This is a genomic window from Paracoccus kondratievae (genome assembly GCF_009301415.1).
In the GTDB taxonomy this organism is placed as follows: Bacteria; Pseudomonadota; Alphaproteobacteria; order Rhodobacterales; family Rhodobacteraceae; genus Paracoccus; species Paracoccus kondratievae.
In genome coordinates this window covers 124341-143942 of record NZ_CP045073.1, presented here as the reverse complement: position 1 = coordinate 143942, position 19602 = coordinate 124341, and the positions used below count along the sequence as shown (strand labels likewise).

Below are 19602 nucleotides of genomic sequence, written 5' to 3'. Positions count from 1 at the left end.
TTGCCTAGCGCCTTCAGAATACTGGTGGGCGATAACGGATTTGAACCGCTGACATCTTCGATGTGAACGAAGCGCTCTACCGCTGAGCTAATCGCCCGATGCGCGCTTAGATAGCTGCAGCATGGGCAAGCTGCAAGAGGATTCCTGCGAAAAATTCATGCGCCGCTGACGTCCTCACCGTCTTTATCGGAGCCCTGCAGCCGACGGCGAAGGCGCAGGGTGATGACCTCGCCTCCTGAGCTGTCGTTGCGCCGGCTGACCCGGGCCCGGCCCAGGGGTGGAAGGGCCAGCGTCATACCCAAAGCCATGGCATCGCCAAGTTCGGCAAGCGTCGCCTCGACCACGGTCTTGACGTCGCTATTGCGTAGGCCGGTTCGGCGCGCCACTTGCGTCATGAGCTGGCGCTTTTGCAGAACCTTTGCGGTCTCAGGTTCGGCAGGGCCAACCTTTTCTGACCGGTTCTTCGATCTTGCCATCAGCGAACTCCTTTCCCCCGGAGTTTCGGTCAAGAAAAAACCGCGCGAAGAGACTCCGCGCGGTTCCGTTCTTTTAATGGGCGACTGCCGCGCCGCCACTGCCTTGATCGCGAGTGGCGGCAAGCCGACTGGCCTCGGCGGCTTCTTCGGCAGCTTCATCCCATTCGATGGGCTCAGGCATCCGCACCAGCGCATGTTGCAACACTTCGCGCACATGGCTGACCGGGATGATCTTCAGCCCTTCCTTCACATTGGCCGGAATCTCGGCCAGGTCTTTTTCGTTATCTGCCGGGATAAGCACCACCTTGATACCACCCCGCAGTGCCGCCAGCAGCTTTTCCTTAAGCCCACCGATGGCCAGCACATTGCCGCGCAAAGTGACTTCGCCGGTCATGGCGATATCCTTCCGCACCGGAATCTGGGTCAGCACCGAGACGATCGAGGTCACCATGGCGATCCCCGCAGAAGGGCCGTCCTTGGGCGTTGCGCCTTCGGGAACGTGGACGTGAATGTCCATGCTCTCGAACTTGGGTGGTTTCACTCCCAATTCAGGGCTGATCGAACGGACAAAGGACGATGCTGCGTCGATCGATTCCTTCATCACGTCACCCAGTTTCCCGGTCGTCTTCATGCGACCCTTGCCGGGTAGTCGCAGCGCCTCGATCTGCAGCAGATCACCACCGACCTGCGTCCAGGCAAGCCCCGTCACCACGCCGATCTGGTCATCCTTTTCGGCCAGACCATAGCGGAACCGGCGCACACCCAGATACTCTTCGGCTTTTTCCGGCGTCACATCGACAGATTTGACCTTTCCTTTCAGGATGTCGGTCACCGCCTTGCGCGCCAGTTTGGCGATCTCGCGCTCGAGTGAGCGCACGCCGGCCTCGCGGGTGTAGTAGCGGATCACATGGGTCAGTGCCTCGTCCGAGACCGAGAATTCACCTTTGCGGAGCCCGTTCGCCTTGATCTGCTTGGGCAGCAGATGCTGGCGCGCAATCTCGCGCTTTTCGTCCTCGGTATAGCCGGCAAGAGAGATGATCTCCATCCGGTCGAGCAGGGGTCCCGGCATGTTGTAGCTGTTGGCCGTGGTCACGAACATCACGTTTGACAAGTCGTATTCCACCTCAAGATAGTGGTCGACGAAAGTCGCGTTCTGTTCGGGATCCAGCACCTCCAGCATGGCCGAGGCAGGATCACCACGGAAGTCCTGACCCATCTTGTCGATCTCGTCGAGCAGGATGAGCGGGTTCGTGGTTTTGGCCTTTTTCAGGGCCTGGATGATCTTACCCGGCATCGAACCGATGTAGGTCCGGCGGTGACCGCGGATCTCGGATTCATCGCGCACGCCACCAAGCGAGATACGGATGAACTCGCGGCCAGTTGCCTTGGCAACGCTGCGGCCAAGCGAGGTCTTACCGACACCCGGAGGGCCGACGAGGCAAAGGATCGGACCCTTGAGCTTGGTCGAGCGGTTCTGTACGGCCAGATACTCGACGATCCGCTCTTTGACCTTTTCAAGCCCATAGTGATCGGCGTCGAGAACCTCTTCGGCCTTGCCCAGGTCCTTGCGGATACGCGACTTGATGCCCCAAGGCAGCGACAGCAGCCAGTCGAGGTAGTTGCGGCTGACCGTAGCCTCGGCCGACATCGGCGACATCGACTTCAGCTTTTTCAGCTCGGCCTCTGCCTTTTCACGAGCTTCTTTGCTGAATTTGGTCTGGTTGATCTTTTCTTCCAGCTCGTTGAGCTCGTTCGAGCCGTCCTCGCCATCGCCCAGCTCGCGCTGAATGGCTTTCATCTGCTCATTCAGGTAGTATTCGCGCTGGGTTTTCTCCATCTGCGTCTTGACGCGGGACTTGATCTTTTTCTCGACCTGCAGGACCGACATCTCGCCCTGCATCAGCCCATAGACCTTTTCAAGCCGCTCGGCAGTGTTCAGAGTCTCAAGCAGATCCTGCTTGCGATCAAGCGCAATACCCAGGTGACCGCTGACGAGATCGGCAAGGCGCGCAGGGTCGCGCGTTTCAGCGACGGCCGAAACAACCTCTTCGGGGATGTTCTTGCGCACCTTGACATAACGCTCGAACTCTTCAGAGACGGCGCGGGTCAGGGCGATCAGAGTATCCTCATCGCCGGGCTCTTCGGTCAGAGCTTCGCAGGTTGCCTCAAAATAAGCGTCATTAGGCACGAAATCGGTGATCCGCACCCGTTCACGCCCCTCGACCAGCACCTTTACGGTGCCGTCAGGCAGTTTCAGCAGCTGCAGCACATTCGCCAGCACCCCGGTACGAAAGATGCCCTCGGCGGCAGGTTCATCGATGGCCGCATCCTTCTGGGCTGCGAGAAGGATGGGAAGATCCTGCTCCATCACGGCCTCAAGCGCCCGCACCGATTTTTCGCGTCCGACGAACAGGGGCACGATCATGTGCGGGAACACCACGATATCCCGCAAGGGCAGGACCGGATGGGTGGTTTGAGCGAATTCGTTCATGAATCAGTCCTTTCTCGCCAAGAGACGCAACCCCTAAGGCAGGCAGTCTGCGCCCCCTGCTGGCAGACAAGATAGGAAGCCCGTGCAGCAGGTTCAATGGGCTATTTGTTCGCAATTTGTTCCTGATGCCGTGAAAAAGGAACCCAGGCGCGACAAGAAGCGGACGTGCCGGTTCGGCAAATATCACCATGGCGCGCAGAGTTTTCGGATTTGCAGAGGACAAGAGATTACCCGGATGCTCAGGGGTAATTTCCTGGCGGGTTCCCGGGTCAGGATGACAGGATATAGACCCTGCCTAATCAATTGAATTTATAACTTATCTTATCCATATAGCTGGCACGGGCGGCTTTGCACATTTGGATTTCTTTCGTTACGATACAGACGAATCCCGCTTTGGCTGCTGATTTCCGGTTGAACACATCTCTGGAATAACATTCCCGGTTATTGCTATGAGCTGTCACGCAGGCATTCCTGATGTGGGGTAACGATGACGAGTAACGACAAGGATAAGGACGACAAAAAGGCCAAAGGGGATGCCGCCGCGCGGGCCGCAGAGCGTGCGGCGCGTCAGGCGGCCAATAAGGCCGAACGGGAGGCAAGGCGCGCTGCGCGTCAGGCTGAACGCGCCGCCCATCGCGCCCAATCAGAACAAGCGCCTGAAAAACCGGGCGACAGAACCCAGGACAAGCCGCGCGGCAAAGCGACGGGCAAGGCTGCTGCCAAAGCCTCTGGCAAACTGCCCGCGCAGCCTGTGGCAGGTGCTGCACCCAAGGCAGCGACATCCCTGCCGTCCTCGGTCGCTCCGCTGCTCGTATCCCCAGAGTCGGCCGCGGAGCCGGTGGCTAAATCCGGCACCCCGCCCTTTAACATCCTGGTGATCGGGCAGGGCAGGCGATTGGGGTCCGAGGCGGCGTTGTTCGCCGCAAGCCTGCGTCGCAATGCACCCGATTGGCGCGGACGGCTGATCGTGGCCGAACCTAAACCCGAGGGCCCATGGGCGGGCACCGATACCCAGATCCCCACATTGCAACGCGCCGCGATTGCGGCATTCGGGGCGGAGATCCTGCCCTTTACTGCTCAGCATTTCGGTGCAGGCTACCCCTATGGCAACAAGATCGAAGCCTTGTCGCTGTTGCCAGCCGGTGAGCCCTTTATGTTTTTTGACAGCGATACGCTGATTACCGGGCCGCTGGACCGGATGGAGATCGACTTTTCTCGCCCCTCGGCCTCGATGCGCAGGACCGGAACATGGCCCGAGCCGCCGCTTTACGGTCCCGGTTATGGCGATATCTGGAAATCGCTCTATGACCGCTTTGGGCTGGATTACGAAAGCTCGCTCGATAAAAGCCAGCCCGACGAGTATTGGGAACGTTATCTTTACTTCAACGCTGGCTGGTTTTTTGGCAACGACCCGCAAGAGTTCGGGCGCCGGTTCCTTGATTGGTCGCTGGCGATCCGGAATGAGCCGGGCGACGCACTGGCCTGTCAAAGCCTTGACCCCTGGCTTGATCAGATCACTCTGCCGCTGGTGATCCATTCGCTGGGTGGAGGCCGCCCGGGTCCCGAACTGGCTGGCTTGGACGGCTGGGCAAGCTGCCATTACCGCAACCTGTCGCTGCTTTATGCCCGCGAATCCGATGAGGTGGTGGCACTGATCGAGGATCTGGCCGCCGATTACCGCATCTCGACTTTCCTCGCCGAGGACGAAGCGGCAAAGCAGCTTATCATCGAAGGCAAGGGGCGCAGCAGCGTCAGGCCGCTGTTTGGCGATAACGGCAGTGAATGGCCGGAAAAGAAAATTCGTCAGACCTTGCGTCGCGCGGATCTCTGGTTCCGCTGACCCGACTGGTCGGGGGCATGGCGCGGGCATGAAAACCCGCGCCATACGATGGTCTGTCAGGCGCTGCGCAAAGCCGCGTCACAGCGGGCGCAGGTGCCCGGATGCTCGTGCAAGCCGACGTCGGGCAGAATTTTCCAGCAGCGTTGGCATTTCTCGCCCTCTGCGGCCTCGAACACCACGCCGATGCCCGGCACTTCGGACAGGCGGAAGGCCTCGCCCGGGGCGGGGTCAGCGGTCAGCGCCAGATCCGAGGTGATGCAGATTTCGGCAAAATCCACCGATTTCAGGGCGCTCAATGCCTCGGCATCCTCGACATGCACGACCGGAGCGGCTTCCAGGCTGGCGCCGATCACCTTGTCGGTACGCTTGATTTCCAACGCGGCAGTGACGACGCGGCGGGTGCGGCGGATCGCTTCCCATTTGCGGGAAAGCGTCTCGTCCAGCCATCCGGCGGGGGTCACCGGGAAGTCCTGCAAGTGGACCGAGCCATCCTCCGAGGGGAAGCGGCTTAGCCAGACGTCTTCCATCGTGAAGGGCAGGATGGGCGCAAGCCAAGTCACCAGCCGGTGGAAGAGCAGGTCCAGAACCGAGCGCGCCGCCCGCCGCCGCAGCGCATCTGGTGCGTCGCAGTAAAGCGCGTCTTTGCGGATATCAAAGTAGAAGGCCGACAGATCGACGGTCGCGAACTGGAACACCGACTGGAACACGCCCTGGAAATCAAAGCGGTCATAGCCTTTGCGCAGATCGCGGTCGATCTGGGCAAGGCGATGCAGGACCCAACGCTCCAGCTCGGGCATATCCGCTGGGTCGACGCGCTCAGCCTCGCTGAACTCGGCAAGGTTGCCAAGGATGAAGCGCAGCGTATTGCGCAGTCGGCGATAGCCGTCGGCGGTACCTTTAAGGATTTCGGGACCGATGCGCAGGTCCGCGCTGTAATCCGATTGCGCCACCCACAGGCGCAGGATGTCCGCGCCGTAATTGCGGATCACATCGGCCGGCGCGACGGTATTGCCAAGCGATTTGGACATTTTCATGCCCTTTTCGTCCAGCGTGAACCCGTGCGTCACCACGTTGCGATAGGGTGCCCGCCCCTTGGTCGCGCAGGCCTGCAAGAGCGAGGACTGGAACCAGCCGCGATGCTGGTCGGTGCCTTCAAGGTAGACATCCGCGATCCCGTCGGGTGTCCCGTCCGGGCGATCACGCAGCACAAAGGCGTGGGTCGAACCGGAATCGAACCACACGTCCAGCACATCCATGACCTGCTCGTACTCGCCGGGTTCGACGATGCCGGCCAGCACCTCGTCCTTGAAGCCGGGGCGATACCAGACATCCGCGCCTTCGTTTTCAAAGGCGGCGATGATGCGGTCGTTGACGCGCTGATCGCGCAGCAGGAAATCGGCATCCCCGGGCCGGGCGCCCTTTTTCACGAAACAGGTCAGCGGCACGCCCCAGGCGCGTTGACGCGACAGCACCCAGTCGGGCCGGTTCTCGACCATCGAGTAAAGCCGGTTCCGCCCGGTCGAGGGGGTCCAGTTCACCAGCCGGTCGATCGAGGCCAGCGCCCGTTCGCGGATGGTGGCGCCATATTCGTCCATGCCATCACCCAGCGGCTTGTCGATGGCGGCGAACCATTGCGGGGTATTGCGATAGATCAGCGGTGCCTTTGAGCGCCAGCTATGCGGATACGAGTGCTTGATCTTGCCCTTGGCCAGCAATGCACCCGCCCAGGCCAGCTGCTTTATGACGCTGACATTGGCCGGGCCTTCTTTGCCCTCTGCGGTCAGGATCTCCTGCCCGCCGAAAAGCGGCAGATCGGCCCGATAGGAGCCGTCCGGCTCGACGTTGTAGGTCATCTCAAGCCCGTATTTCAGGCCAAGCTGATAGTCGTCGTCGCCGTGGCTGGGTGCGGTATGGACAAAGCCGGTCCCGGCCTCGTCGGTCACATGATCGCCGGGCAGCATGGGCACGTCATAGTCCCATTCGCCATTCGCGCCCTCGACCCCGCGGAAGGGGTGGGCAAGCACCAGCCCCTCTAGGTCGCTGGCTGCGATATCCCGAACGCGCTGCCAGCTTTCCGCCCTGGCTGCGCGCAATGTTGCCTCAGCCAGTGCATCGGCCAGCACCACCAGCTCGCCCGTCTTGGCGCTGGCGTTTTCGGCCACTTCCTCGACCCGGTAAAGCCCATAGGCGATCGTTGGGTTATAGGCGACGGCCCGGTTTTGCGGGATGGTCCAGGGTGTCGTGGTCCAGATCACCACGCTTGCACCCGTATGCTCTGCCCACAGCCCTTCAGCCGTCACCACCCCAAAGCGCACCCAGATCGTATGGCTGGTGTGATCGTGGTATTCGACCTCGGCTTCGGCCAGCGCGGTTTTTTCGACCGGCGACCACATGACCGGCTTTGATCCCTGATAAAGCGAGCCATTCATCAAAAGCTTCATGAACTCGGCCGCGATCACCGCCTCGGCGTGATAGTCCATGGTCAGATAGGGCTGATCCCATTTTCCGGTGATGCCCAGACGCTTGAACTCTTCGCGCTGGACGCCGATCCAATGCTCGGCAAAGCGGCGGCATTCCTGCCGGAACTCGATCACATCGACCGCGTCCTTGTCCTTGCCTTCGCTGCGGTATTTTTCCTCGATCTTCCACTCGATCGGCAGGCCGTGGCAGTCCCAGCCGGGCACATAGCGTGCGTCGCGGCCCATCATCTGCTGGCTGCGGGTGATAAAGTCCTTCAGCACCTTATTCAGCGCATGACCAATGTGCAGATTGCCATTCGCATAGGGGGGGCCGTCATGCAGGATAAAGGGTGCGCGCCCTGCACCCCGTTCGCGCAGGCGGTCATAGATGCCGATGTTTTCCCAACGGTTCAGCCAGTCGGGCTCACGCTGGGGCAGGCCTGCGCGCATGGGAAAATCGGTCTGAGGCAGAAATACGGTGTCGCGGTAGTCGGGCGCGGCCTGGGTATCGGTGGTCGAATCGCTCATCTGGCGGGAATCCTTGGCTTGCAGGACAGACATGCATGACCCGGCGGCGAGGACTCCCTACGCCGCCGGGCGAATAATTCGGAAAATCCACGCCCTGCTGAACATGCCGGGGTTATAGATAACCGCTTGCACCCCTGCAAGCGCCCGCGCACGGCCTTGCGGCATATGCGCGCGCCGAAACGGCGGGTCTTGCGCCGATTGCAGGACCGGCCCATATCCGCGCCATGATCCCGCCGCGCTTTGATGTCACCCCTGAACAGATCGACCGGGTCGTTGCGACCTTTTATGCCGCCGTGCGCCGGCATGAGGTACTGGGCCCGATCTTTGCCGCTCATGTCACCGACTGGCCTGAACATGAGGCCAAAATCGCCCGGTTCTGGCGCAATGCGATTCTTTATGAGCGCGGCTATGACGGCAATCCGATGCAGGTCCATATGCGTGCAGGCGATGTAAAGGCCCAGCATTTCGCGCCCTGGCTCATGCTGTTTGACGAAACCCTGCGCCGGATGCTGCCCCCCGAGGCAGCGCGTGCCTGGTCCGCGCTTGCCCATCGTATCGGTGCAGGGCTGCGTATGGGAGTTGAGGATCTGCGTGAGCGTCGTCCCGGTCCTCCGGTCTTGCGCTAGAACTCGCGCAGGCGTAAACAAAACGGGAACATCAGTGGAGAGCTTCCGTGAAAATCGACTATCTTGAATTTTCCTCACCCGATCTGCCGGCGACGAAATCGTTCTTTGCCAATGCTTTCGGCTGGAGTTTCAACGACTACGGGCCCGAGTATCAGGAACTTGCCGATGCAGGCATTTCCGGCGGCATCGCAGCCGGCCCGCTGGCCCCGCCGCTGGTGATCCTCAAGACTGACGATCTTGAGGGTGCGCTTACCCGCGTGACCGGAGCGGGGGCCGAAATTACCAAGCCGATCTTTGCTTTCCCCGGTGGCCGCCGCTTCCAGTTCCGTGAGCCCGGCGGCACCGAGATGGCGGTCTGGTCCGAAAGCTAAGGGCTTTCAGTTGCGCGGCGGCCGCGCCTTATAGGGCCGCAGCCGCCAGCCAAGACGGATGCTGCCAGCGCGCAGCAGTATGACCACCACCGCGCAACCGATCAGCGCCCAACCGCGATCCGCGCCAAGCGACAGTAGCAGCAGCGCCGTCACCGCCCCGCCAAAAGCGGCGGTGACGTAAAGCTCACCCTGTTTCAGGACCAGCGGCACCTCGTTACTGACCACATCGCGCATCAGCCCGCCGAATGTGCCGGTCATCACCCCCATCAGCACAGTGACAATCGGGCTGACCCCGGCTTCCAGTGCCACGCCGACCCCGGCAGGAACCGCCACGGCCAAAGCGCAGGCGTCCAGCCACAGAATCGCGCGATAACGGCTTTCCAAAAGGTGGGCAGTAAAGAACACTACAACTGCTGCAATCGTGGTCAGCAGCAGCAACTCGGGCCGGCCGATCCAGAAAACCGGCGCGTGGCCCAGAACCAGATCCCGCAACGTGCCGCCACCGATACCGGTCAGCGTGGCAAAAAAGATAAACCCGACGATATCAAGCTGCTCCCGGCTCGCGACCAATGCGCCTGTCAGGGCAAAGACCAGCACACTGGCATAGTCCAGCAGCGGGATCAGCCCGGCGACACTCACTCCGTCACCTTTGCCGGCTTAAAGGGCGACATGCCCGCCCGCGCCAACTCATCTGCGCGTTCGTTCTCGGGGTGACCGGCATGGCCTTTGATCCATTGCCAGTGAACATTGTGACGTGCCTGCGCCTCGTCCAAACGCTGCCACAACTCGGCATTCTTCACGGGTTTACGGTCGGCGGTACGCCAGCCATTCCGCTTCCAGCCATGGATCCATTGCGTGACGCCGTTTTTTACATAGGCGCTGTCGGTGATGATGGTGATCTCGCTCGGCCGCGTCAGCGCCTCAAGGGCCGAGATCGCGGCCATCAGTTCCATGCGGTTATTGGTGGTGTCAGCCTCGCCGCCGGTCAGTTCACGCTCTTTCAGGATCTGTTCGCCGTCAATGGCGCGCATCAGGACACCCCAGCCGCCAGGGCCGGGGTTGCCGCTGCACGCACCATCGGTCCAGGCAAATAGCGCAGTCATGCCGTAAGGCCCCGATAGCCGGGCAGGGCGGCAATACGGTCAAGCCAGCGCATGATGCCGGGGAAACGCGCCATGTCGAACCCGCCCTTGCTCCCGGCGGTATGTGTATAGCCGTACAGACAAATATCGGCGAGGCTGATCGCATCGCCCACCAGCCAGTCATGCCCGGCCAGCCGATCCTCCATCACCTGTAACAATGCGTGCCCCCGCTCCAGCAATTCGGCCATGCGCTCGGGCGTAGCCAGATGCCTGCGCGAGGGATAGCTGCGCAACGCCCCACGCACGGCGATGACGGCTTCATGCTGGTTCTGCTCCCAGAACATCCAGGCCAGCATTCGGCTGCGCAGGAAAGGATCGGCGGGTACGAAAGAGGTCCCTTCGCCAAGCCAGCACAGGATGGCATTGGATTCAGGCAGCAGCCGCCCATCATCCAGCTTCAGCACCGGGGCCTTGCCAAAAGGCAGCTGCCCCGCCGCCTTGGCTTCAGCAAGCTCGGGCGAAGAATCCTCGACATCAATGATCTCGCATTCGCGGCCCAAAAGGGCCAGCAGCAAGCGCACCTTGTAGCTATTGCCCGATGAGGGCATCGACCAGAGCTTCATCCCACCGTCCTTCTTCTGTGCCAAAATATCCCGGGGGAGGCCCGCAGGGCCGGGGGCAGCGCCCCCCACTCCCGCGCAACCTGCGACCATGCATCAGGCTTCGCGCAGGACCCGCGGCACCTTGAACTCGACATTCTCGCGCGCCGTCTCGACCATCTCGACGGTCAGATCATAGCGTTCGCGAAAAGCCGCGACCACCTCATCGACCAGCACTTCTGGGGCCGAGGCACCTGCGGTCACACCTACCGCCCGGGCGCCTTCGATGGCCCGCCAGTCAATCTGATCAGCCCGCATGACCAGCTGCGAATAGGCACAGCCCGCGGCGCTGCCGACCTCGACCAGACGGCGCGAGTTCGAACTGTTCGGAGCACCGATCACCAACAGCGCATCGATCTGCCCGGCAATCGCCTTGACCGACGCCTGACGGTTGGTCGTGGCATAGCAGATGTCTTCCTTGGCCGGGCCGATGATCGAGGGAAAGCGCGCCTTCAACGCCGCAACGATTGCAGCGGTGTCATCGACCGACAGCGTCGTCTGCGTGATAAAGGCCAGATGCTGCGGATCGCGCGGCGCAAGCCCCGCCACATCATCGACCGTCTCGACCAGCAGGACCTCGCCCTCGGGCAACTGGCCCATCGTGCCCAGAACTTCGGGGTGACCGGCATGACCGATCATGATGATCTGCAACCCCTCGGCATGGTGACGCTCGGCCTCGACATGGACCTTGCTGACCAGGGGGCATGTGGCATCGACAAAGACCATTTCGCGCTGCCGTGCCTCGGCAGGAACCGATTTAGGCACACCATGGGCGGAAAAGATCACCGGCCGGTCGTCGGGGCATTCATCCAGCTCTTCGACAAAGACCGCGCCCTTTTCGCGCAGGCTGTCGACCACGAATTTATTGTGCACAATCTCGTGGCGCACATAGACCGGAGCGCCCCATTTCTGCAGCGCCATCTCGACGATCTTGATTGCGCGGTCGACGCCAGCACAAAAGCCGCGCGGCGCGGCAAGGTAAAGGGTCAGGGGCGGTTTCTTGTCCATGCCTGTCACCTAACCCCGGCACGGGCTTGCCGCAAGGGATCAGGCCCCTTCAAAGGCGGTCAGGGCGTGGACTTCATGTCCCAGCCCCTCCAGCAAAGCACGGCCGCCCAGCTCGGGCAGCTCGATGACAAAGGCGCAGCCGACCACCTCGGCCCCCAGCCGTTCGCAAAGCGCGATTCCGGCGGCCGCAGTCCCGCCGGTCGCCAGCAGGTCATCGACGATCAATACCCGTTCACCGGGTTTCAGCGCATCGTCATGAACCTCAATCACTGCCTCGCCATATTCCAGCGTATAGGCTTCGCTGATAACGGCGCCGGGCAGCTTGCCCTTTTTGCGGATCGGAACGAACCCCACGGACAATTGATGTGCAACCGCGCCGCCAAGGATAAAGCCGCGCGCCTCAAGCCCCACGACCTTGTCGATATCATCGCCTGCATAGGGGTTCAGCAGCTGGTCCACCGCCATACGAAAGCCGCGGGCATCGGCAAAAAGCGTCGTCACGTCGCGAAACAGAATCCCTTCATGGGGAAAATCCACGATGGTGCGGATATAATCGCGGACCGTGCGTGTGTCGCGGCGGCGCTTTTCGGGGCGGTTATCCATCAGGGGCGCTCCATCTCGAAAGTCTCGTTGGTGATGGTGTAATCCTTGTAGCCCATACGCGACAGCCAGCCTGTGGCGTGCAGGTCAAAGCGGCCGTCCTTCAGGCAGTCCTCGCGCAGGTGGATGCCGGTGACGACGCCCAGAACCATGAAATTCGCCTCGCCAGCCAGACGCAGGATACGGGTCGCGCGACATTCAAGCGCCGCCGCAGCCCCGGCCACACGCGGACAGTCGATGGTCTGACATCCGGCAGCCTCGATCCCGGCGGCCTCGAATTCATTTACCCCGGCCGGAAGGGGGGCAGAGCTTGCGTTGACCTGATCCTTCAGCGGCCCGTCGGCGATATTGACGCAAAAGACCCGGGTTTCCGCGATCTGGGCCACGCTGTCCTTGGTGCCTGGCCGGTCGGATTTGGTCGAGGTTGACGCAAACATCACCTGCGGCGGTACATAGGCGGTCAGGTTAAAGAAGGAATAGGGGGCAAGATTGTCGCCCATCCGTCCCCGCGTCGAGATCCAGCCGATGGGGCGCGGCGCGACGATGGCGTTCAGCGGATTATGCGGCAGCCCGTGACCATTCTCGGGTCGGTAGAACATGGCGGGCCTCGCTGATCTGACTGCAGTAACGGCCCACAGAAGTGGCCTTATGCACGGGGCGCGTCAAGCATCTTGCCGCATGGCCGTTGCGATCCGGGCGCAAAAGGGAATTTTCTTTCTGCCTGCCGTGCAGGCGGTTTTCGTGGCTGCGCCTGCATGTTAGGCGGGCATTTCACCGCGCCGGTCCCTACCGAATCCCGGAGTCAGGATGTACGATCTTCGCCCCGAAACCCCCGCCGATATGCCCGAGGTCGAGGCCCTTCTGGACCTGTGTTTCGCGCCGGGGCGAACGGCGCTGTCCTCCTACCGGCTGCGAGAGGGGGTCGATCCGGTCGGCCCGCTGTGCCTGACGCTGCGCAATGAATTTGGCGTGCTGGTCGGCGCGATCCGCTATTGGCCGGTACAGATCGGCGGCCAGCCGGTGCTGCTGCTTGGCCCGGTTGCGGTTCATCCGACAACGCAGGGCGAGGGGCTGGGCGGTCTGCTGATGCGCGAAAGCCTGAACCGGGCGACCGGCATGGGTTGGAGCAGAGTCATGCTTGTCGGAGATCTGCCTTATTATCAGCGGTTTGGCTTTAATAAGCTCGAAGACGTCGAGATGCCGCCGCCGACAAACCCCGACCGTGTTCTGGGGATCGAGCTCGTTCCCGGCGCATGGGCCGGGATCAGGGGCACGGTCGAACGCGCCATTGATCCCCAGGCCCAATCCGGCCCCGATGCGCCCCGTCACTCGGGATAGTTGAACGCCTCGGGGTGATTGGCAAGGCTGCCGGTCAGGGCCGCATACAGGATGGTGCGCCCGTCGATTGTCTCGGGTCCACCGCCAAGGCCAAGCCAGGTCAGCAGTTCCGAGCTTTCACCGTCGCGCACCGCGAGTACGCCATAGGCCGTGCCGCTGTCAGGTGCGTAAAGCACCGCGATCCGGTTCGTCCCGCAGTCATGCTGCTGGCAGCCGGTCATGGCGAGATATTCCTTGCCGCCGAAGCTGACCTTTTGGGTCGGGGTGACGACGGCGCCCTTGCTGAGCCATTCAGGGATCTGGTTGCCCTCGGCCATCTTTTGAAAAGCGGCGGTAAAGGCCTCGTCCTTACCCAGATCCGCAAGGGTCGGCCCCGCACTTTCAGTCGCTGCGACAGCCGGTGCCGGTTCCGGCGCGGGCTGTTCGGGCGTTTCTTGCGCGAAAGCCTGTAAGCCAAGGGTAATCGACAGGACGGTTGCGAATGTCAGGGCGGGCGTCATGCGGCGAATGGTCATCGTGATATTCCTTGTACAGCCTGTGCCATGCGGCGGCGTTTCCTTCCCGTTCGGAACCCGGGGCAAGCCTTGCGGGTTCCCTTGCCAATGCCCAACTCTTGCGCAGGCTACGACAAACGGGGTGCCACAGGATGACCGAGCAGACCCAGATTCCCGCCCGCCAGGCCGTTCTGCCGCCGATCGACGATCCGACCGTGCATGTCGAGATCGACCGGCTGGCGCGGCGTTATCTGCAGGCCGGTGGCGTGGCGATGGAGTTGATGACCGCCATCGGCGGCAAGGCCGAGGGGTTGCTTGAGCATCTGCCCGACTCGTTGCGTGGCCGGGTGGACCGGATCACGTTTGCGGCGCTGAACCGGGCCTTTGACGCGGCCACGCGTTCGCGCGGGCTGATGCGGGACCGGGGCGACATGTTCAACCGCTTGCTTTCAACGACATCTGGCGCGGTCGGCGGTCTGGCAGGTATCGGCGGGGCTATGCTTGAGCTGCCGGTGACGGTGACGCTGCTTTTGCGCGCCATCATGGATATTGCCGCTGAACATGGGTTCGACCCGACCTCGGATGAGGCGCGGCGCGAGGCGCTGCATGTCTTTGCCTCGGCCGGGCCGCTGTCCGAGGATGATGGCACCGACCTTGGCCTTCTGGCCGCGCGTATGACCATCACCGGTCAGACCGTGCAGGCGCTGATCGCGCGGGTGGCGCCGCGGCTTTCGGTCTCGCTGGCACAAAAGCTTGCCGCGCAGGCGGTGCCGTTGATGGGGGCGCTGGCCGGAGCGTCGGTCAATTATAGTTTCACCCGTTACTATCAAGAGCTCGCGCGGGTGCATTTCGGCCTTTTGCGCCTGTCGCAAGAGACCGGGATCCCGCGTGAGGCGCTGGCTGAGGCGCTTGAGCTGCGCATGATCCAGATCCGCCCGAACACGACGGCGCGCAAACTGTCGCGGCGCAGCTAGGCTAGTCGTCGCTTTCGGCCGTCAGCTCCAGCGATGCGGCCGGGGCGTCAAGATGGTCGATGCCAAGCGGGGCCGAGGGCCGGGCCAGCCGTGATCGTACCACCCAGTAAAGCCGCTCTTGCGCGCGGGTTATCGCGACATAGGCAAGTCGCTTCCACAGGGCGACACCCGCCTCGCTGCGGCCCGACCAGGCAGCCGCGGCGATATCGGGGGCAAAGACCTGCACATCAGGCCATTGGCTGCCCTGTGCCTTGTGAATCGTGACCGCCGCGCCATGCAGAAAGGCCGCGCCCATGCGGGCGGCGTAGGGGATGAAGGGCTCTTCGACATCCGGCATTTCGATCTTGACGATCGAGGCGGCCGAAAGGCGCGGCTCTTCGGCACCAACAACGTGCAGGCGTGAAAACCCGGGCTTGCGCCCCGGACCCAGATAGATCACCTGCGCGCCCTTGATCAGCCCCCGGGCCTCAAGGTCGATACGCTTTTTGCGATGCTTCAGCGGCAGCTCCAACCCGTCGCAAATCAGCGGCTCGCCCGGCAAAAGCGAATCCCCCGGCGCGCCATAGGCTGCGCGAAAGGCGTGGATCAGCTTGATGCGGGTCGCATTGCGCCACACCAGCACCGGGCTTTGCGCCATCAGGTTCGATTCCACCCGCTCGGCCCAGACCACACGCGGGTCCCGGGCCGAGATTTCGCGGATCATCCGTTCAAAGGTATCGAATTCCAGCGCGGGATCGGCCAGCGCATGGGCCAAGTCAAGGATCGGACTGTCGCCCTCCTGCCGGTGGATGCGGTTCAGGATCAGCCGTTGCGAGGCCGCAAGCCGGTCAAAGACCATCTGTCCCGATTGCCCGACCGGCGCCAGCTGCGCCGGGTCGCCAAAAAGGACCAGCACCGGAAAGATTTCGCGAAGGTCCTCAAACTGGCGCTCGTCCAGCATCGAGGCCTCGTCCACCAGCCCTATGTCCAGCCCTTCCTCGCGCCGCTTCCAGCCGCGAATGAAATCCGAACCACGCAGCCCTGCCGCCGCCAGTGCGCCGGGGATCGAGGCGTGCTGATCATAGAATGCCTTGGCGCGGTCCAGTGCCGCCTCGGTCAACCCCTCCATCAGCCCGTCGACCGAGGGCCGTTCGCCCGCGCCGGTCAGCCAGTCGGCAATGCGTTCATATTCCGGGTCATAGACCGGGGTGTACAGAATGCGGTGAATGGTCGTTGCGGGGACGCCGCGCATGCGCAGGACGAATGCCGCCTTGTTGGTCGGGGCAAGGATGGCGACGGTGCGGCGGTCCTTGCGCCGTTTGCCTTCATAATCGCCCGAGACGATATCGACCCCTGCTGCCTTCAGCGCCTTGGTCAGTTCGGCCAAAAGCAGGGTCTTGCCCGAACCTGCCTTGCCGATCACCGCCATCACCCGGGCCTTGCCAGGTTTCGGCGGCGCGATCTCTTCCGAAACAAGGTCTATGCCGGATTCTTCCAGCACTTCGGCAAGCGCATCCCATGCGTCGGCCTGATCGGGGGAAAGGGCGGGCAAAGTCATGGGCTCTTGTTAGCTGCCCGGGCAGGGGGCGGAAAGGCCATTCCGCCGGATGGGGCGCTTTTTGCCCTGCACCTGCGCGGGATCAGGCGCGTTCATCCTTGGGCGAGCGCATCACCACATGGGTGGTGATGGTCGCGATCTGCGGAAATGCGCCCAGCACCTCGGTATGAAAACGGCGATAGGCGTCCAGATCGCGGACCTCGACCCGCAGCAGATATTCGACCGAGCCGGTGATGTTGTGACATTCCCGGACCTGAGGCGCGGCCAGACAGGCGCGTTCAAACGCCAGCTGCGCCTCGTTCGAGTGGCGCGCAAGCCCCACGGTCACATAGGCAGTAAAGCCCGCTGCCCGTGCTGCAGGGGCAATGACCGCGCGATAGCCCTGGATCGCCCCGCGCCGCTCAAGCTCCTGCACCCGGCGCAAACAGGCCGAGGGGGATAGCCCAACTTCGGCCGCAAGCTGTTGATTCGGAATGCGTCCATTGCGTGCCAGGATACGCAATATCCGCGCGGATATTGGATCAATTTCAAAATCAGATTGCTCAGGCGCCGTCATGATCCCAAAAACAGATTAAAAATTGCACAAACTTCACAATATTATTGCCGGACTTACAGGAAAGTCCACAATGTCACATCAGATCCTCTGGGCGCTCATCGCCTTTGCCTTTGTCACCTCGGTCACGCCGGGCCCGAATAACGTCATGCTGATGGCCTCGGGCGCGAATTTCGGCATCCGTCGCAGCATTCCGCATCTTTTGGGCGTAGCCTTGGGGTTCGGGGCCATGGTGGCGTTGTTGGGTCTTGGTGTGGACCGGCTGATCACTGGTGCGCCGCGTCTGGCCGAGGCGCTCAAATGGGTCAGCATGGCCTATGTTCTGTGGCTTGCGTGGAAGATCGCTCACGCCTCTGCACCGGGAAGTGAGGGCACGAGGACGGCGCGTCCGATGAGCTTTCTTGCCGCCTGCGCCTTTCAATGGGTGAACCCCAAGGCGTGGATGATGGCCCTGGGGGCGCTGTCGGCCTATTCTGCGGGTGCGGGTGGCGCGCTGATGGTGGCAATGGTCTTTACCCTGGTGAACCTGCCGTCGGTCACGCTTTGGGCGGCCATGGGACAGGGGTTGCGCGGGCTGTTGCAGGACCCGGGGCGACTGCGGCTTTTCAACCGGGGGATGGCGCTTTTGCTGGTCGTCTCGATGTTGCCGGTCGTCACCGGGCACTGACCGCGACCAGCGCGGCGACGCCAAGGACGATCAGCGCCATGCCCGCGATCTGACGCGGGCTCGCGCCCTCGCGGAATACCCGCCCCGAGACAAGCTGCGCCATCACCACCTCGACCAGCGCCAGGGTGCGGACATTGGCAGCTGCGGTCAGCGCAAAGCCCAGAAACCAGAACAGCGATGCCAGCGCCCCCAAGGCACCTGCACCCAAAGAGCCCCGCCAGCGCCGGACAATTCCGGCCAGTGCCGGGCGATTCAGTACGGCCAGCCAGACCATCATGATGATGCTTTGCATCGCAAGGCTGATCGCCAGTATGGTCGCGGCCCGGATCGGCTCGGACCCAAAGGGCAGGGCAAGGATAGCACCGCGAAAGCCAATCGCGGACAGACCGAAAAGCGCACCTGCCACGATGCCAAGACTTGCCGCGCGCCAGCCGCCGCGTCTCCAGTCCGCGCCCGACATCAGCACGACCCCCAGCGTCGCGGTCGCGATTGCAGCCATGCGCGCGGGGCCAAGCGGCTCGGCCAACAGCAGCGCGCCGATCAACGCCAGCGTCACCGGCTCTGTCTTGATCAGGGCGGTGGTAACGCCGAAACCCCGGCTCTCCATCGTCAGCAGCATCAGCGCGGTGGCGGCGATCTGCGAGCAGGCGCCAAGCGCCGCCCAGCCCAGGACCGTACTGTCGGGCACTGGAATCGGCCTGGCCATGGCGACCAGCGCCAGAAGCAGCGCCGCAAAGGGCAGACCAAAAAGGAAACGTACCGCCGTTGCCCCCATGGTGCCCAGTTCGGCGGTCAGCCGACGCTGCGCCGCATTGCGCCCGGTCTGGGCGGCGGCGGCGATCAGCGTGGCAAGGATCCAGCCCATCAGCCGCGGATTGCGGCCAGCATGCGCTGGACATTCTCGGGGTCGGCATCAGGCGTGATGCCATGGCCGAGGTTGAAGATGTGTGGCCCGTTCGAGAAGGCGCGGACAATGCGCCGGGTCTCGGTCTCCAATGTCTCGCCGCCTTCGACCAGCAGGCGCGGGTCAAGGTTGCCCTGCACGCAGCCGTCCTTTTGGACCTCGGCCGCTGCCCAGTCGGCGCTGACCGAGTTATCCAGCGCCACGCAATCGGCACCGGTCGCCCGGGCAAAACCGGTATAACGGGGACCGGCCTCGCGCGGGAAGGCGATTACCGGGATGCCCGGGTGTCGCGATTTCAGCGCGGCGATGATCTGCCGCGTCGGCTCAATGGCGAAATCGTCGAAATCCTGTCCCCGGAGCGAACCGGCCCAGCTGTCGAAAAGCTTGATCACCTCGGCCCCGGCCTCGATCTGAGCCGAAAGGTAGTCAATCGTTGCCTCGGTAATCCGGTCAATAAGGGTCGAAAATGCCTCGCGGTTCTCAGCCTTCATCGCATGGGCAGGACCCTGATCAGGCGTGCCTCGCCCGGCGATCATATAGGTCGCTACCGTCCAGGGCGCACCAGCAAAGCCGATCAGCGTCGTCTCGGACGGCAGTTCACGGCGCAGGATCCGCACCGTTTCATAGACCGGCGACAATGTGTCATGGATGGCCGAGGCGGGCTTCAGCGCCCTGACCCCGGCGGCGGTGGTCACAGTCGAAAGGCGCGGCCCCTCGCCGGTGACAAACCACAGATCCAGCCCCAGCGCCTGTGGCAGCAGCAGGATATCGGCAAACAGAATCGCCGCATCGAAACCATAGCGGTTAATCGGTTGCAGCGTCACCTCGGCCGCCAGATCAGGAGTATAGCACAGCGACAAAAAGTCGCCGGCCTTGGCGCGGGTCGCGCGATATTCCGGCAGATAACGGCCGGCCTGGCGCATCATCCAGACGGGCGGGACGGGCAGACGCTCGCCCTTGAGCGCGCGCAGGATGGTTTTTTCAGACATGGCTCA

General features: G+C 62.7%; 20 protein-coding genes and 1 tRNA gene. 6 read left to right on the top strand and 15 right to left on the bottom strand.

Translation table 11 applies throughout. The features are described from left to right. Window positions 1-22: 22 nt before the first annotated feature. The 3 genes from F8A10_RS11970 to lon form a co-directional block, all read right to left on the bottom strand. Window positions 23-97 (bottom strand) — tRNA-Val (locus F8A10_RS11970). 58 nt (window positions 98-155) lie between these two features. Then, entirely contained in the window at window positions 156-476 is a 321-nt protein-coding gene (locus F8A10_RS11965; protein WP_085503041.1) for an HU family DNA-binding protein, read from the bottom strand. A gap of 73 nt (window positions 477-549) precedes the next feature. After that, window positions 550-2967, bottom strand: a complete 2418-nt coding sequence (gene lon, locus F8A10_RS11960) for an endopeptidase La (RefSeq protein WP_010396324.1) — start codon at window positions 2965-2967, stop codon at window positions 550-552. A 487-nt stretch (window positions 2968-3454) separates the two neighbouring features. On the opposite strand from lon, the gene F8A10_RS11955 reads away from it, so the two are divergent. Continuing rightward, window positions 3455-4807 carry a hypothetical protein gene (locus tag F8A10_RS11955; RefSeq protein ID WP_010396322.1) on the top strand — a complete coding sequence of 451 codons (1353 nt, stop codon included), beginning with the start codon at window positions 3455-3457 and terminating at the stop codon, window positions 4805-4807. Between the two features lie 56 nt (window positions 4808-4863). Here F8A10_RS11955 and ileS read toward each other — a convergent pair whose 3' ends face one another. Further along, window positions 4864-7794 (bottom strand): isoleucine--tRNA ligase, encoded by a 2931-nt coding sequence (gene ileS, locus F8A10_RS11950; RefSeq protein WP_152367433.1) that lies wholly within the window; start codon window positions 7792-7794, stop codon window positions 4864-4866. A 224-nt stretch (window positions 7795-8018) separates the two neighbouring features. Between ileS and F8A10_RS11945 the strand changes: the two genes are divergently transcribed. Together F8A10_RS11945 and F8A10_RS11940 are read left to right on the top strand one after the other, a co-directional pair. After that, entirely contained in the window at window positions 8019-8420 is a 402-nt protein-coding gene (locus F8A10_RS11945; protein WP_152367432.1) for a group III truncated hemoglobin, read from the top strand. Between the two features lie 47 nt (window positions 8421-8467). After that, on the top strand, window positions 8468-8791 hold the full coding sequence (locus F8A10_RS11940; RefSeq protein WP_152367431.1) for a VOC family protein: 324 nt from the start codon (window positions 8468-8470) through the stop codon (window positions 8789-8791). A gap of 6 nt (window positions 8792-8797) precedes the next feature. On the opposite strand, the gene F8A10_RS11935 is transcribed toward F8A10_RS11940, so the two are convergent. From F8A10_RS11935 to F8A10_RS11910, 6 genes are all read right to left on the bottom strand, one after another. Beyond that, window positions 8798-9430: a trimeric intracellular cation channel family protein gene (locus F8A10_RS11935; protein WP_010396316.1), complete on the bottom strand. Its 633-nt coding sequence runs from the start codon at window positions 9428-9430 to the stop codon at window positions 8798-8800. Further along, the gene (gene rnhA / locus F8A10_RS11930; protein WP_152367430.1) at window positions 9427-9894 is read right to left on the bottom strand and encodes a ribonuclease HI; all 468 of its coding nucleotides are present in this window, start codon (window positions 9892-9894) and stop codon (window positions 9427-9429) included. Before rnhA ends, F8A10_RS11935 begins: the two co-directional genes overlap by 4 nt. Continuing rightward, window positions 9891-10496: a glutathione S-transferase family protein gene (locus F8A10_RS11925; RefSeq protein ID WP_152367429.1), complete on the bottom strand. Its 606-nt coding sequence runs from the start codon at window positions 10494-10496 to the stop codon at window positions 9891-9893. The genes rnhA and F8A10_RS11925 overlap by 4 nt, the downstream gene beginning before the upstream one ends. A 93-nt stretch (window positions 10497-10589) precedes the next feature. Further along, a complete protein-coding gene (gene ispH, locus F8A10_RS11920) occupies window positions 10590-11540 on the bottom strand; it encodes a 4-hydroxy-3-methylbut-2-enyl diphosphate reductase (protein ID WP_152367428.1) in 951 nt (316 codons plus the stop codon). A 39-nt stretch (window positions 11541-11579) separates the two neighbouring features. Continuing rightward, window positions 11580-12143: an adenine phosphoribosyltransferase gene (locus F8A10_RS11915; protein WP_010396306.1), complete on the bottom strand. Its 564-nt coding sequence runs from the start codon at window positions 12141-12143 to the stop codon at window positions 11580-11582. After that, entirely contained in the window at window positions 12143-12739 is a 597-nt protein-coding gene (locus tag F8A10_RS11910) for a flavin reductase family protein (RefSeq protein WP_010396303.1), read from the bottom strand. Before F8A10_RS11910 ends, F8A10_RS11915 begins: the two co-directional genes overlap by 1 nt. Window positions 12740-12947: 208 nt before the next feature. Between F8A10_RS11910 and F8A10_RS11905 the strand changes: the two genes are divergently transcribed. Beyond that, window positions 12948-13478 (top strand): GNAT family N-acetyltransferase, encoded by a 531-nt coding sequence (locus tag F8A10_RS11905; protein ID WP_152367427.1) that lies wholly within the window; start codon window positions 12948-12950, stop codon window positions 13476-13478. Here the strand turns inward: F8A10_RS11905 and F8A10_RS11900 are convergent. Beyond that, window positions 13466-13993 carry an Ivy family c-type lysozyme inhibitor gene (locus tag F8A10_RS11900; protein ID WP_152367426.1) on the bottom strand — a complete coding sequence of 176 codons (528 nt, stop codon included), beginning with the start codon at window positions 13991-13993 and terminating at the stop codon, window positions 13466-13468. The genes F8A10_RS11905 and F8A10_RS11900 overlap by 13 nt on opposite strands. 131 nt (window positions 13994-14124) lie before the next feature. On the opposite strand from F8A10_RS11900, the gene F8A10_RS11895 reads away from it, so the two are divergent. Then, window positions 14125-14946 carry an EcsC family protein gene (locus tag F8A10_RS11895; protein ID WP_152367425.1) on the top strand — a complete coding sequence of 274 codons (822 nt, stop codon included), beginning with the start codon at window positions 14125-14127 and terminating at the stop codon, window positions 14944-14946. Window position 14947: 1 nt separating this feature from the next. Here F8A10_RS11895 and F8A10_RS11890 read toward each other — a convergent pair whose 3' ends face one another. Continuing rightward, window positions 14948-16483 carry an ATP-dependent DNA helicase gene (locus tag F8A10_RS11890; protein ID WP_152367424.1) on the bottom strand — a complete coding sequence of 512 codons (1536 nt, stop codon included), beginning with the start codon at window positions 16481-16483 and terminating at the stop codon, window positions 14948-14950. Between the two features lie 82 nt (window positions 16484-16565). Beyond that, window positions 16566-17039: an Lrp/AsnC family transcriptional regulator gene (locus F8A10_RS11885; RefSeq protein ID WP_010396294.1), complete on the bottom strand. Its 474-nt coding sequence runs from the start codon at window positions 17037-17039 to the stop codon at window positions 16566-16568. A gap of 70 nt (window positions 17040-17109) precedes the next feature. Here F8A10_RS11885 and F8A10_RS11880 point away from each other — a divergent pair, with 70 nt between their 5' ends. Continuing rightward, window positions 17110-17703: a LysE family translocator gene (locus F8A10_RS11880; RefSeq protein ID WP_010396291.1), complete on the top strand. Its 594-nt coding sequence runs from the start codon at window positions 17110-17112 to the stop codon at window positions 17701-17703. On the opposite strand, the gene F8A10_RS11875 is transcribed toward F8A10_RS11880, so the two are convergent. Both F8A10_RS11875 and hemE read right to left on the bottom strand, forming a co-directional pair. Then, on the bottom strand, window positions 17690-18568 hold the full coding sequence (locus tag F8A10_RS11875) for an EamA family transporter (RefSeq protein WP_152367423.1): 879 nt from the start codon (window positions 18566-18568) through the stop codon (window positions 17690-17692). The two genes, F8A10_RS11880 and F8A10_RS11875, sit on opposite strands and share 14 nt — an antisense overlap. Then, window positions 18568-19596: a uroporphyrinogen decarboxylase gene (gene hemE / locus F8A10_RS11870; RefSeq protein ID WP_152367422.1), complete on the bottom strand. Its 1029-nt coding sequence runs from the start codon at window positions 19594-19596 to the stop codon at window positions 18568-18570. Before hemE ends, F8A10_RS11875 begins: the two co-directional genes overlap by 1 nt. Window positions 19597-19602 lie beyond the last annotated feature (6 nt).